Source organism: Peribacillus sp. B2I2 (assembly GCF_041261685.1).
Taxonomy (GTDB): domain Bacteria; phylum Bacillota; class Bacilli; order Bacillales; family DSM-1321; genus Peribacillus.
The window spans coordinates 658,151-671,062 of the sequence record NZ_JBGCCB010000001.1 but is presented as its reverse complement, the minus strand read 5'-3'; the positions used below and the strand labels follow the sequence as shown (position 1 = coordinate 671,062).

14 protein-coding genes and 1 riboswitch are annotated in these 12,912 nt (G+C 39.9%); of the genes, 3 read left to right on the top strand and 11 right to left on the bottom strand.

The annotated features are described in order from the left end of the window. The 8 genes from ABIE66_RS03345 to ABIE66_RS03310 all read right to left on the bottom strand — a co-directional run bounded on the left by ABIE66_RS03345 (position 1) and on the right by ABIE66_RS03310 (position 6,240). Entirely contained in the window at positions 1-708 is a 708-nt protein-coding gene (locus tag ABIE66_RS03345) for an amino acid ABC transporter permease (RefSeq protein WP_370013849.1), read from the bottom strand. A 32-nt stretch (positions 709-740) separates the two neighbouring features. After that, positions 741-1,565 (bottom strand): amino acid ABC transporter substrate-binding protein, encoded by an 825-nt coding sequence (locus ABIE66_RS03340; RefSeq protein WP_370013848.1) that lies wholly within the window; start codon positions 1,563-1,565, stop codon positions 741-743. A gap of 20 nt (positions 1,566-1,585) precedes the next feature. Continuing rightward, complete coding sequence (locus ABIE66_RS03335; RefSeq protein WP_370013847.1) at positions 1,586-2,119, bottom strand: GNAT family N-acetyltransferase; 534 nt, start codon at positions 2,117-2,119, stop codon at positions 1,586-1,588. A 202-nt stretch (positions 2,120-2,321) separates the two neighbouring features. Beyond that, on the bottom strand, positions 2,322-2,582 hold the full coding sequence (locus tag ABIE66_RS03330; RefSeq protein ID WP_289323691.1) for a glutaredoxin family protein: 261 nt from the start codon (positions 2,580-2,582) through the stop codon (positions 2,322-2,324). A gap of 36 nt (positions 2,583-2,618) precedes the next feature. Beyond that, positions 2,619-3,953, bottom strand: coding sequence for an LLM class flavin-dependent oxidoreductase (locus tag ABIE66_RS03325; protein WP_370013846.1), 1,335 nt, complete (start codon positions 3,951-3,953; stop codon positions 2,619-2,621). A gap of 44 nt (positions 3,954-3,997) precedes the next feature. After that, positions 3,998-5,020 (bottom strand): LLM class flavin-dependent oxidoreductase, encoded by a 1,023-nt coding sequence (locus ABIE66_RS03320; protein ID WP_370013845.1) that lies wholly within the window; start codon positions 5,018-5,020, stop codon positions 3,998-4,000. A 142-nt stretch (positions 5,021-5,162) separates the two neighbouring features. Next, positions 5,163-6,074 (bottom strand): LysR family transcriptional regulator, encoded by a 912-nt coding sequence (locus ABIE66_RS03315; protein ID WP_370013844.1) that lies wholly within the window; start codon positions 6,072-6,074, stop codon positions 5,163-5,165. Next, the gene (locus tag ABIE66_RS03310) at positions 6,064-6,240 is read right to left on the bottom strand and encodes a hypothetical protein (protein ID WP_289323687.1); all 177 of its coding nucleotides are present in this window, start codon (positions 6,238-6,240) and stop codon (positions 6,064-6,066) included. The genes ABIE66_RS03315 and ABIE66_RS03310 overlap by 11 nt, the downstream gene beginning before the upstream one ends. 324 nt (positions 6,241-6,564) lie before the next feature. Between ABIE66_RS03310 and ABIE66_RS03305 the strand changes: the two genes are divergently transcribed. Next, the gene (locus ABIE66_RS03305; protein WP_289323686.1) at positions 6,565-6,777 is read left to right on the top strand and encodes a hypothetical protein; all 213 of its coding nucleotides are present in this window, start codon (positions 6,565-6,567) and stop codon (positions 6,775-6,777) included. Positions 6,778-6,927: 150 nt separating this feature from the next. Here the strand turns inward: ABIE66_RS03305 and ABIE66_RS03300 are convergent, their stop codons facing one another. The 3 genes from ABIE66_RS03300 to ABIE66_RS03290 all read right to left on the bottom strand — a co-directional run bounded on the left by ABIE66_RS03300 (position 6,928) and on the right by ABIE66_RS03290 (position 10,664). Next, positions 6,928-7,422, bottom strand: a complete 495-nt coding sequence (locus ABIE66_RS03300) for a BBE domain-containing protein (RefSeq protein WP_370013842.1) — start codon at positions 7,420-7,422, stop codon at positions 6,928-6,930. Further along, positions 7,391-8,653, bottom strand: coding sequence for a group II intron reverse transcriptase/maturase (gene ltrA, locus ABIE66_RS03295; protein WP_370013841.1), 1,263 nt, complete (start codon positions 8,651-8,653; stop codon positions 7,391-7,393). The genes ABIE66_RS03300 and ltrA overlap by 32 nt, the downstream gene beginning before the upstream one ends. A gap of 622 nt (positions 8,654-9,275) precedes the next feature. Next, positions 9,276-10,664 carry an amino acid permease gene (locus ABIE66_RS03290; protein WP_370013839.1) on the bottom strand — a complete coding sequence of 463 codons (1,389 nt, stop codon included), beginning with the start codon at positions 10,662-10,664 and terminating at the stop codon, positions 9,276-9,278. 529 nt (positions 10,665-11,193) lie between these two features. After that, positions 11,194-11,272, top strand: a riboswitch (glycine riboswitch). Between the two features lies 1 nt (position 11,273). On the opposite strand from ABIE66_RS03290, the gene ABIE66_RS03285 reads away from it, so the two are divergent. Together ABIE66_RS03285 and ABIE66_RS03280 are read left to right on the top strand one after the other, a co-directional pair. Beyond that, the gene (locus tag ABIE66_RS03285) at positions 11,274-11,489 is read left to right on the top strand and encodes a hypothetical protein (RefSeq protein WP_370013838.1); all 216 of its coding nucleotides are present in this window, start codon (positions 11,274-11,276) and stop codon (positions 11,487-11,489) included. Next, positions 11,482-12,822 (top strand): amino acid permease, encoded by a 1,341-nt coding sequence (locus ABIE66_RS03280; protein ID WP_370013837.1) that lies wholly within the window; start codon positions 11,482-11,484, stop codon positions 12,820-12,822. The genes ABIE66_RS03285 and ABIE66_RS03280 overlap by 8 nt, the downstream gene beginning before the upstream one ends. Positions 12,823-12,912 lie beyond the last annotated feature (90 nt).

Below are 12,912 nucleotides of genomic sequence, written 5' to 3'. Positions count from 1 at the left end.
TTATCCAGTAACAGACACATCAACAGTTTGATGTCGATTAATGTGGTTTTCATAAAGTCTGAATATTTTCTCAAACAATAGCACGACTGCATAATAGATAACAGCTAATGAGAGATAGACTTCGAGAGCATGTGCAGTTGCAGCAATTAATGTCTCTCCCCTACCCATCATATCCATTACGCCGATGGTAAAGGCAAGTGAGGTATCCTTCAAGGATCCGATAATAGAGTTTGCGATATTCGGAAAAGCAATCCGTATTGCCTGAGGAAGCACAATCCGAAAAAAACTTTGACTATTATTCATACCAACAGAATAGGCTGCTTCCGTTTGCCCATAATCGACAGCCTTAATCGCTCCTCGGAATATTTCTGCGAAATGCGCCCCATTACTTAATGCATAAGTAATAATGACAAAATATAGAGCATCCATTCTTGAAATATCAATATTAATGAATAAAAGGATTGCAGGCAGTCCATAAAAAACTAGAAATAATTGTATTAAAATAGGCGTTCCCCGAATGAATGAAATATACAAAATGACAAATTGATTCAAAACAGGGATACGAAATAATCTCAGGATGGCTGCCGCTATCCCGATGACCATTCCTAATAAAACGGATGCTGCCAGAATTTGCAATGTTACTCCAAGATAATATATTAACGTCGGAATGAAATCGACGATTAATGAAGGATCAAATGCTTTCCCCATGCTTTAGCACCTCCGCGCTTACTACTATCTAATTAAAATCCTACTGAATAGTCTGCGCCCAGCCACTTTTTACTTAGTTCGCTAACTACCCCATCTTTTTTCAGCTCCACAAGTGCTTCATCAATTCTCTTCTGTAAAGGCGTTTCGTCTTTTCTTAGCAAAAAGTATACTTTTGAATTAAGAAGTGGCTCACCCACAACCTTTTGCTGTGCATCTGCTTGTTTATTTAAGAAGTCGACTGCAAATGGTGTAGTAATGGTAGCATCCGCCCGACCAGTTTTGATTTGATTCTTCGTATCATCTACGCCCTGGCCAGAATAGACAATTTCGATCCCGGCATTGTTTTCCTTATTATACTTTTCAAGAAAAACAGCAGAATTGCTCGTTGCACTCACGATCGCTTTTTTTCCTTTTAGATCTTTAATGGAGTGAATATCATTGTTGTCCTGATGAACTGTAACTTGAAGGGGAAAGACATTATATGGTTCTTTATTAAATAGAAATTTTTCTTTTCGTTCATCATTCACCTCCATTTGGTGAGCAACAAAATCTATTTTGTTCGTTTCTAAACTTAATAATAGATTAGAAAATTCCATCGTTTTAAATTCAAATTCATATTCTGGCAGCTTTTCATCGATTTGACGAACCAACTCGACATCATAACCTGTCAGATTACCATTCTTATCCAAAAAGCAAATATTCGGGAATTGCGTCCCTGTTCCGACAATGATTTTCTGAACTTTGTTATTTTTTGAATCTCCAGAACTTGATTTAGCATTACTTGTTGTTTCTTTCGAAGAGCAAGCTCCCAAAAAAGTAAGTAGCAGTGCCATAACAATAAATAATGTTTTTTTCATCTCAAATTCCCCCGACGTTTTTAATTACTAACAATTGGTTCTTTATTTTCAATAATGCGATACAGCGTTTCATCTAGAATTTTACGAAGATACACAATTTTTTCTCCATCGTGATCTCGTTCAGCAAAAATCTCATAGCCTCTTTTTTCATAAATGGAAACAAGCCAAGGATGACGATCAGCTGTCGCCAAATAGACGGCCGGCGCTTTCACCTGTTTCCGAAGTACATTTTCTTCCACCCAGGTTAACAAAGTTGAGCCTATACCTTTTTGTTTGTATAGGGGGTCGACTGCAAACCACCAAATGAATGGGTACGGACTGAAATGATCAGGATCATTCCATGGATGACGAACTGTCACAGTGGAAACAATTTGACCCTCCTGTTCTAAAACATAAGTGAGATTCCGCCTAATATTATTCGTCACTAGCTGCAAATCAGCTGTCGCAGCCAGAAAGTTAATATTCAATTCTCTAATTGGTTCATAAGCCCGAAGTGTGACGTTTAGCACTTCTGGAGCATCCTTTACAGTAGCAAGACGGATTAGCTGTGTCATGATTAACTCCCCATTTCTATAACATATTATTTACACAAGAATAGTCGGATTTAAATCAGCAATTTTTCATTTATTCCTACTTTACTAACATCCTCCAGTTCTCAGGATTGAAGAATAAGTCATAAAAACTGTCATGGTTGAAAATTCAACTTTTTAAATCAGCTATTTCTACTTATATACTCGGATTAACACGCGTCTTTTTTTATTGTAATCGTTCGAGTACTTTTTCAAGATAAGGTATGCCAATTTCCGTAACACTCTCATATACGTTACCTCGCCCAATTTCAATAATAGGCACATACCGAACACCATATTTGATTTCTAAAATATCTCGCCGTTCATCATGATTGGTAACATCCACCGTTTGATAAGCGATCTCCTTTTCTTTTAAGTATTGTTTAACTTCTTCGCAATAGTGACATCCTTGTTTTGACCAAACGACGACAGATAACGCTTCTTCCATTTCGTATTCCTCCTTATTTTTTAAATGATTCTTCAATTATTGATTAATCTTTTCTTTCGCATAACGATTTTCCGGGAATGGAAGCCCCAAGTTGCCTCTTAATGTTTCTGCTTCATACTCAGTACGATATATTCCCCTTTTCTGAAGTATAGGAATCACATAAGATACAAAATCACTTAAAGCATTTGGAACACTTGAAGTAAAGATAAACCCGTCCGCACCCTTCTCTTCGAACCATCGCTGAATCAAATCCGCTACTTTCTCTGGAGTTCCAATAAAAGAAGTCCGAGGTGTCGTCTCCTTAAGTGCTACCTGACGGAGCGTTAACTGTTTCTCCTTGGCTTCCTCTTTAATGCGATCAGTCGTACTTCGGAAACTGTTTTTTCCGATGTCTCCTAGGTCTGGGAAAGGCGCATCCAGTTCATATTGAGAAAAATCATGATGATCGAAGTATCGTCCCAAATAGTCAAGCGCCTTATCTATAGATACTAGGTTAGCGAGTTCTTGATATTTGTGCTCTGCCTCTTCCTCAGTTGCACCAATGATTGGCGCTATACCTGGCAGAATAACAATTTCATCAGGATTTCTCCCGAATGCAATAGCCCTGTTTTTTACATCTTGATAAAAATTCTTGGCATCTTCCAATGTTAGTTGACCTGTAAAGATTGCATCCGCTTCTTTAGCCGCCAGATTTTTGCCAGCTTCTGATGAACCTGCTTGAAAAATGACAGGCCGCCCCTGTTTAGATCTAGCAATGTTGAGTGGTCCTTGCACGGAGAAAAATTCTCCTATATGATTTAATTGATGTATTTTAGAAGGATCAAAAAACTCACCGGACTCTTTATCCCGAGTAAACGCGTCATCCTCCCATGAATCCCAAAGCCCTTTGGTAACTTGTATATATTCTGATGCTATCCGATAGCGTTTGGCATGATCAGGGTGTTCTTCGATCGTTTTGTTATAGTTCAAGGCGGTACGCTCAAGAGGTGTAGTAACAAGGTTCCATCCGCCACGACCATGACTAATGTGATCAAGTGAAGCAAATTGCCGAGCTACGGTAAATGGTTCACTGTATGAGGTGGAAACAGTTCCGACAAGCCCTATTCGTGATGTGAAAGCAGCAAGTGCGGATAAAATGGTAAGTGGCTCAAATCGATTTAAAAAATGCGGAATGGATTTCTCATTGATGAATAAACCGTCAGCAATGAAAAGTAAATCGAACTTTCCCTCTTCTGCCTTCTGGGCCTGCTCCTTATAAAATTCAAGACTAACACTGGCATCGGTTTGAATGTCAGGATGCCTCCAACCAGATATACTCCCTCCAACTCCATGAATAAGCGCTCCAAATTTCAACTTTCTCTGCTCAGACATCAATACTCCTCCTTTAATTAATCGGTTTTTAGCTTGCTGACTTCTTAATTTTGGCTCACAAAGTTCTTTTCTCCAGGTAAGGCTAATTGAAGCGGACTCAACAATTGAAAAGATCGGAATCTTTCTCCTTCTTTTACTACCGGTGTATGTAGGATAAACTCATCTACCCCATATTTTTCATGTAAATTTGTTAGGACTTCCTTTACGTAAGAGGGAGTTCCAGCAATAATATTGGAATCTTGTTCTTCTATTTCGTAAGACTCCCCAGACTGCTTCCCAAATAATTCTGCTTGCACTAAGGTTTGGACCGTAACAGAACGACCGCTTTGGAGATGAACTTTCACTATCCTTTGGTCACCTGCTAGCTGTTCTGCTTCTTGTTGTGAAGGAGCAGCAATCACTGAAACTGATACCTTAAAGCTCCCAGTTGGATAGATACTTCGGTAAATGCGTACAGCATCTTCGAATACAGTCTCATTACTGTTGATAAATCGAGCAAATACATAAGCTATACCCAGATTGGCTGCTAGCCTGGCACTGTCAGCACTTGCACCAAGCAGAAACATTTTTGGCTTTTTTGAAGGGAGTGGCGTCGCTTGAATACCTGAAAGCGGGTGATTATCATTAATCGAATTTTCAATTATTTTTCGTAAAAAAGATAACCGCTCTTCGAAATCTTTTCCATCATTAACAGTACCAAATTGTAGCGCCTTCGTTGATAAGGGGAGACCACCCGGTGCCTTTCCAATGCCAAGGTCAACTCTGCCAGGCGAAAGATTTGATAACACGTGAAAATTTTCCGCCACTTTATATGGACTATAATGCTGAAGCATAACACCTCCGGACCCTACCCGAATAGATTTTGTTTGGGCTAATAAATATGATACCAATACTTCCGGGGAAGATCCCGCTAGCTTTTCGGCATGATGATGTTCTGATACCCAGAAACGGGTATATCCCCACTCTTCTGCATGTCTCGCCAGCTTAATGGTTTGCTGGAGTGCATCAGAGGCTGAAGTTCCTGGAAATATCGGGCTCTGGTCTAAAATGCCAAGCTTATAACTCATATTCTCTCCTCCGCTTTAATTCAAAGTATACTGATATGAATAATAACAATTTAATAATTTTGATTTATCCTAACACCTAAAGCATGTTAATGGCAATGGTTTAACTAATAGGAAAAAATATTGTATTGATAGAAAATTTCTATCAATTAGATTGTGTCTGTAATTGATGATGGTCTTGTTCAAATTTCCGAATTGATAAAAGAATGTCATTCCATAGTAAGGGTGCTTCCATCCCGTGATTTAAATGAGTCAGATAGATGTGCTGCTTTATCTTGATTAAATGTGACACATCAACTTCAACCAAAGTTCCCTGTTCTAACTCTTTTTTAATACATAAATACGGTAAAAATCCGATACAGCTTCTGCTAAGAATTAGCGATTTCGCCACTTCCAAGTGATCAACCTGAAATTCAATACGCGGCTCTACATTAGACACTTCAAAAATTTTATGAACGTGGTTCCAATCAAACGCACCACACTCAAAAAATACCAACGGCTCCATAGCTAATACTTGCACCGTTAGCTCTGTTTCAACTTGAAATGGATGTCCTGGATACACTACTAAACGTATCGAATTATCAAGGGTCTTGTGATTTTGCAGACCACTATGTGTAACATCCTTCATAAATGCTATATCAACCTGTTTCTGAAGCAATTTATCAATTAATGCATCATTGGTTGCTGAAATAAATTTAAAGCGTAAATTAGGGTTTTCCTTTTTCCATAGAGGAAGAGCAAATGGAATAAAGTATTGTGATGTAATGATATTAGCCCCTATCGTTATTTCCTCCAGATCGCTTCCTGTTTTCAACTGTTTTTTCCCCTGTTGAAAGGTACGAATAATTTGTTCCGCAAATGGAATGAACGCTTTCCCTTTTTCCGTTAAAATAATCCCTCTCCCTTGCCTCTCAAATAGTTCTGAATCGAGTTCACTCTCAAGCGTCTTAATTCTTGCCGAAACCGTCGGCTGTGATAAAAACAGTGCCTCTGCTGCTTTATGAAAACTATTAAAATGAACAACATACATAAAAGCTTCAATATGATCAATATTCATCTCCCCAACTCCTTTTTCCAAAATGAACGCAAAAAGCTCCTGTTCGCTTATCGCGTTCAGGAGCTTTTGGTTGTCCAATCAGCTCATCTTTTATAATAATTCTTTCTCCGATTTTAATCTTATAAAACCAATAAGTAAAGTGTAATTTAATTAACTGAACAACCAACAAGTCACGATATATTTATTGCGATTTCATACAATATGATATTCAAGGAACATAATACTATTTATACAGATGAAAATTTAAGGATTCTAAGTAAATAAAACTAATAATTTCATTCTCTTTCTTCCCGTTTTTCAATCCTAAGGGTGTATCTTTTTTCCGGATTGCGCGATAAATTTTGCATAGTTTATTTAAATTGTTTATCCCAATGGACTTGGCAGTTTCAGTCTTTCCTGTCTACGTTATATATTTTTTCTCCTTATAAAAAAGAAAAGAAAGGTCATCCTAATGGAGTAATTCAAATTATGACATAAGGAGAGAAACTACATGCCTCAACAACAAATTGATATCAATCAATTAAATCAAGCAAAAGCAAACGTTACCCTTACGCAAACCTTACTTTCACAAGCAATAGAAAAATCTTCCTCTGATCCAACTTTGGCACAAGAAGCCATTAAACAAGCTGCTCAAGAAATCGCACAAGCCCAATCTTCCGTAAATCAGGTTTACAGTACAGTACAAGCTCCGCAAGCAGAGTGATTTTAGGTATTATCTCGATTAATTGATTCAAAACAAGATGAAAGAGGCCTATATCCAAATTTAGGAATAGGCCTTTTTATAACGGATGTTTTTGGTCCAACCAAGCCTTTTCAACACCACTTATTTAATGGGGGTATGCTTTGAGGGAACTTAAACGTATTGTATGGATCTTACATACCTCGTTTTCACTTCTCGAAGCCGTTTGAATTTTTCTCCATAGTACGCAGTTGGCCAATTTTTGATGAGAGTATCCGGCCAATTATATGAAGCCAAAGCGCATTTAAGTTCCTTGATCCACTGGATGTTTTCCCGCTCTTCTTCTGGATTGGTCCATGTAGCCAGATACTCCCGGGCGATGATGGCATCCCGATAATAAAAAGCCGTTTCATTTGGGTCCGCACGACCAGCGACCCGTATGGATTGGTGCCAAATTGCTGCATTTTCATTTGGAGTATTTTCCAGAAAATGATTCATCGCAGGTTCACTCGTTAATTCTTCAGCTTTACTCGTGATTTCCAACAATTGATCCACAAAGGCAATCGAGTAGGAGGAGGCGCCTAGCCTCCGACCTCTCACACCACCGTACATACCGTTCGGTATACGGCGGTTCAGTTTAAGTCTGACGTAGTTTTGTATATCGTTCATATAGATTTACTAACCCTTGGTGGTGCCAATAAACATTATTAAGGGTTTTGTCTAGAATAGGACTATGCGCTATGCGCCAATAACCCTTTCTACTATTTCCCCATTCATATGCTTTTCCAATTGGGACGCCTAATCCTTTGAGTTTCCTCACTCTCGTTCTTGGCAATTTCCATTGCTTCCATAGGCACATCCTGAGTCTTCTTCGAATCCATGAATCTAAATTCTTCAATACGTTCGGAGTATCAATGAGGGCGAAATAACCCATCCAACCTCTAAGGTATTGCTTTAACTTATTTATTCGGAGTTTCATGGGTTTCGGTAATTTTCTCAAGGTCATTTCCCTGATTCGTTTCTTTACTCTCTTCACCGTTTGTTTAGCCAGTAGAACCTTCGGGTTCTTCTTTGACTTCGTGAAACTAAAACCGAGAAACGTTCTGTTCCAAGGGCGATCATACTTCGACTTCTCGTAGTTGACCTTTAGCTTCAGTTTATTTTCAATGAAGCTTGAGATATTTCCCATTGCACGTTTGGCGGCTTTTCGTGTCTTCACAAAGATAGTACTGTCATCCGCATACCTTACGAATCGAAGATTGCGTTTCTCTAGTTCTTTATCTAAATCGTCTAACATTATATTAGATAATAAAGGACTTAACGGGCCTCCTTGCGGAGTTCCCTCCTCACTTTTATGAAAAAGTCCGCCTATCATAATGCCTGCTTGAAGGAATTTACGAATCAGTTTGAGAATTCGTTTATCTTCAATTTTCCGCTCTAACATTCCCATGAGCTTGTCATGATTCACTTTATCGAAGAACTTCTCCAAGTCCATATCCACTACCCATGTATAACCTTCGGTTATATAGGACTTTGCCTTTCGAACCGCCTGGTGCCCTTGTTTGTTAGGGCGAAATCCATAGCTATTCTCCGAAAAGGTTGAGTCATATATCTTGGTCAATATTTGGGCAATGGCTTGTTGAATGAAACGGTCTAGAACGGTTGGAATACCCAATAGCCGAACTCCGCCGTTTGGTTTCGGGATTTCGATACGACGGACGGGCTGCGGTTGATAGGTACCCTGTAAAAGGGCAGTTTTCATGTTGTACCATTCAGTTGCGAGGTGCGGTCTCAGGTTTTGAACCGGCATTCCATCTACACCATGGCTTCCCTTATTTCTTTCTACACGCTTCAATGCCTGTATTAAGTTTTCCCTCTCTAGTATCTGTTCCATTAACATCGTTGATATCCTTTCTACGTGGATAAATGGTCTATTTGTGCCTTTATCTGCTCCACCCTTTTGAAGTTCCCCGTGTATTCACCACTTCTTCCTTCAAATAAGTTCCGTTAGGAATTGTTTGCTTCTTCGCAGATAACGAACGCCTAGTATTCATCCTCCTTAATCTGTTCGGTCCTTCCTTATCTTCTCGAGTAGACAAGTACTATGACCTCTGCTGACTTCTGATGATTCAGCTGTCCATCACTGGACAGGTTACCAAGTGTACTTGGCTGTCATCAGACCTCCCCGGGTAAGAGTGCAATCTTTCCCTCCAACTATCTGCTTCATTTACTCTGTACCACCTTCGGCAGTAAGGACTTTGTTTTGTTTCGCAAACTCATCCAATGATACCTAGCCTTATATGAAGTTCGTGTTCCTCAGACCGGAGGTTTGCCGCTTGCTTCCTTCAGATTCCACGTCACCGTGGACACCCTTGCATTAAGCTAACCACTACTACTGCCTTCATGGTTCGGGACTTTCACCCTATAGATTGCACCCATGCCGGGCGCACAAAAAAAAAAGCCCCTCTCGATCAAGAGAAGGGCTTTTTAAAAAGTATTTTAACGCTTTATGCTTTCGTACCTTATCCAGAAATCTCATCATCGGATTTAACATCCAATGGAGTTCGTTTATCCATTTTCAGCAGGTAATAACTCGCTGCGACCAAGACTAGGAAAACGATCCCGACAATCAAGGAAATCCGGGTACTCGGATTGACCCACATACCAACCAGCACCATCAGTAAAAAGGCAATTGTCGCATAGTTACTGTAAGGGGCCAACGGCATTTTGAACGGATGTTTTTCCATTTCAACAGCATTTACCTTTCTGAATTTAAGCTCACTGATAAGTAAGACAAACCATGGAATCATCCCGGGTAAAACACTCGCACTGTACACATAAAGGAATAATTGCGGCGGTGCAAGGTAATTCAGGATAACCCCGATGCCCAATCCTAATAATACAGCAATCGTACAATATGCCGGCACTCCATTTTTAGATACTTTTGCAAAGATTTTAGGAGCTTGGCCATTCAATGCTAGAGTGTAAAGCATACGCCCTGCACTGAAAATCCCACTGTTGCATCCAGACATTGCGGCAGTGATTACGACAAAGTTAATGATGCCTGCCGCTGCAGTGATACCGATTTTAGCAAAGGTTGAAACGAATGGACTTCCGATGTCATCCAGTTTATCCCAAGGATAAACCGTCACGATGACGAAGATAGCGCCAATATAGAAAATTAGAATGCGCCATATGATTGATTGGATCGCTTTTGTTACGGTCTTTGTTGGATCTTTCGCTTCTCCGGCTGTGATGCCGATAAGCTCAACGCCTTGATAGGAAGCCACGACAAGGGAAAGCGCAAAGAAGAATCCTGTCCAACCTCCCGTAAAGAAGCCGCCATTTGCCCAAAGATTCGATAATCCAATCGCATCCCCCCCATTCCCTATGCCAAAGAAAATAAGGCCAAAACCGGCAATGATCATCAATACAATCGTAATTATTTTTATAAGCGCAAACCAAAACTCAAATTCCCCGAAAGATTTTACGGAAATGAGGTTTGCCGCCCCCAAGATGATCATGGCGACCACACCTGGTATCCAAGCCGGTAACTCCGGGAACCAATACTGCATATACATTCCAACGGCGATGATTTCGGACATTCCGACGATTACCCATTGAAACCAATTGCTCCAAGCAGTCATATAACCAGCCAAAGGATGTATATAGCTGCTCGCAAAGGTTGCAAAAGAACCTGTAGTCGGTTCTAAATATAGCATCTCCCCCATAGAGCGCATGATGAAAAATATAAATATACCTGCGATGGCATAAGCGAGCATTACAGAGGGCCCAGTCCATTTGATCGTGCTCGCCGATCCCATGAATAACCCAACCCCGATGGTTCCGCCCAAGGCTATCATTTGAATATGACGTGCCTCCAGCCCTCTCTTTAATTCCTTATTTGACATGTTTAACTCCCCCAGATGCAATATTAGCGGAAAGGATATTAATATCCTTTCCACCAATCGACTCTCTATTATTATTGCGGTTAAAAATGCTTTATCCTAATCATTTGCATAACACTTTAATTTTGTTTTCTTATCTTATAATAGTAAATATTCTGTAAAAATACAAATGTATTTTTCAAATAAACAGTTGCCAAAAATATCTTGTTGATATTCCCAATCAAAAATTATCATTTTAAAAAAGTGATGATCAGTATTTTATAATAGTGATAGTACAAAAAGAGCAGGAAACAATCACTTCTGATTGGAGCCCATTCAAACCTTCGCAAGTGAATGTTTATAAAAATTTAAACCATTTCAAGAAGTGTTGTAAATGCAAAAATTTGTTGACCTCCGAAAAAATAAATGATAGAATTCCAATATTATTTTATAAGTATAATGAATGATTTAGCAGTGGAAGATTATCACTGACTGACATTTTCACACAACCGCATACAAGCAAGCGATGAACGCTATGGATGACACTATAGCAGGAGCAGCTTCTGGAGAGACTGTACAAGATGCAGCGCCGAAGGATTCACAATCTCAGGCAAAAGGACAGAAGAGTAACGAATGATAAATTGTTATTCTGAACCCTTTAAGAGATTGGTATTATCCAATCTCTTTTTTTATTGTCCACTTTGTGATTGGACGGAAACAACACTCGTGAAAAAAGCCATTGGGAAATGCAAGCTGGGCGAAAAATCACGTCCCTCTCTCCAAGACCAAGCAGGTTTGAAATCATTCACTATCAAGACCATAAAAGACGGGGGCGTACGAATTGGCTAAACAAGAATTAAAAAGAGATTTAAAAAATCGTCATGTACAACTGATTGCAATAGGAGGAACAATTGGTACCGGTTTATTTTTAGGATCCGGAAAAGCCATACAATTGGCAGGTCCATCCATCATCTTCTCCTATCTGATAATAGGGATTGCTTTGTTTTTTGTGATGAGGGCCCTAGGCGAATTGCTCTTATCCAATGCAGGGTATACGTCATTCACTGAATTCGCAACCGAATATGTCGGTCCATGGGCTGGCTTCGTGACCGGTTGGACCTATTGGTTCTGTTGGATCATGACCGCAATGGCCGATATCATAGCTGTCGGTGTCTATATACAATACTGGTTCGATATCCCTCAATGGATTCCGGCTCTAATATGCCTGGTCATCCTGTTAGGATTGAACCTATTGACCGTTAAGTTATTTGGCGAATTGGAATTCTGGTTTGCCATCATTAAAGTAATCACGATCATCGCCTTGATTATCGTAGGTATCATCTTATTGATCATCGGCTTCAATACCAATACCGGAACGGTTTCCCTAACGAACCTATGGAATCATGGAGGCATGTTCCCCAATGGCATTTCCGGATTCCTGTTATCTTTACAGTTGGTCGTCTTCTCCTTTGTAGGTGTCGAATTGGTCGGGGTTTCCGCAGCAGAAACGGCGAACCCGAGAAAGAACATTCCGTCTGCCATTAATAAAATCCCTGTCCGGATTTTACTTTTCTATGTGGGTGCCATATTCGTCATTCTCTGCGTCAACCCATGGACTCAACTGGATTCCACGAGCAGCCCATTTGTAGAGGTCTTTGCGTTAATCGGCATTCCTGTAGCTGCAGGGATCATCAACTTCGTCGTTTTGACATCTGCTGCTTCTGCATGCAACAGCGGTTTATTTTCAACAAGCCGAATACTCTATACGTTAAGCAGGAGTGGCGAAGCCCCTGCTAAACTGGAAAAATTAAATAAACAGGCTGTTCCAAGCAATGCCTTGTTTACATCAACAATCGTTGTATCACTTGGGGCATTATTAAGCAAACTGATACCGGAACAGGCATTTACCGTTGTGACGACCATCAGTGCCATCTGTTTCATATGGGTATGGAGCATAATCTTGATCTCCCATATCAAATATTCGAAAACAAGGCCTGACCTAAGAGCCGCATCAACTTTCAAGGCTCCTTTTACACCCTTTATCAATTACGTCATTTTAGGATTATTCCTGTTCATCCTTATCGTTATGCTATTCGCTGAAGCTACACGGCTATCACTGCTCATGACGCCAATCTGGTTCATACTCTTGGTGATACTATATAACTACCAGAAAAAAAGATAGAAAACGGATAAAGCCTTGAAATCAATATGAATTCAAGGCTTTATCCATTTCAACAAACACTTCAACTTTCCATCAGTGGACTCGGTTGCT

Bases quoted from the DNA above. Each gene is read 5' to 3' on its own strand.
- ABIE66_RS03335 (WP_370013847.1), bottom strand. From the start codon at position 2,119: ATGACACAGCTAATCCGTCTTGCTACTGTAAAGGATGCTCCAGAAGTG.
- ABIE66_RS03330 (WP_289323691.1), bottom strand. From the start codon at position 2,582: ATGGAAGAAGCGTTATCTGTCGTCGTTTGGTCAAAACAAGGATGTCAC.
- ABIE66_RS03345 (WP_370013849.1), bottom strand. From the start codon at position 708: ATGGGGAAAGCATTTGATCCTTCATTAATCGTCGATTTCATTCCGACG.
- ABIE66_RS03305 (WP_289323686.1), top strand. From the start codon at position 6,565: ATGCCTCAACAACAAATTGATATCAATCAATTAAATCAAGCAAAAGCA.
- ABIE66_RS03320 (WP_370013845.1), bottom strand. From the start codon at position 5,020: ATGAGTTATAAGCTTGGCATTTTAGACCAGAGCCCGATATTTCCAGGA.
- ABIE66_RS03300 (WP_370013842.1), bottom strand. From the start codon at position 7,422: ATGAACGATATACAAAACTACGTCAGACTTAAACTGAACCGCCGTATA.
- ABIE66_RS03340 (WP_370013848.1), bottom strand. From the start codon at position 1,565: ATGAAAAAAACATTATTTATTGTTATGGCACTGCTACTTACTTTTTTG.
- ltrA (WP_370013841.1), bottom strand. From the start codon at position 8,653: ATGTTAATGGAACAGATACTAGAGAGGGAAAACTTAATACAGGCATTG.
- ABIE66_RS03285 (WP_370013838.1), top strand. From the start codon at position 11,274: ATGATAAATTGTTATTCTGAACCCTTTAAGAGATTGGTATTATCCAAT.
- ABIE66_RS03315 (WP_370013844.1), bottom strand. From the start codon at position 6,074: ATGAATATTGATCATATTGAAGCTTTTATGTATGTTGTTCATTTTAAT.
- ABIE66_RS03290 (WP_370013839.1), bottom strand. From the start codon at position 10,664: ATGTCAAATAAGGAATTAAAGAGAGGGCTGGAGGCACGTCATATTCAA.
- ABIE66_RS03325 (WP_370013846.1), bottom strand. From the start codon at position 3,953: ATGTCTGAGCAGAGAAAGTTGAAATTTGGAGCGCTTATTCATGGAGTT.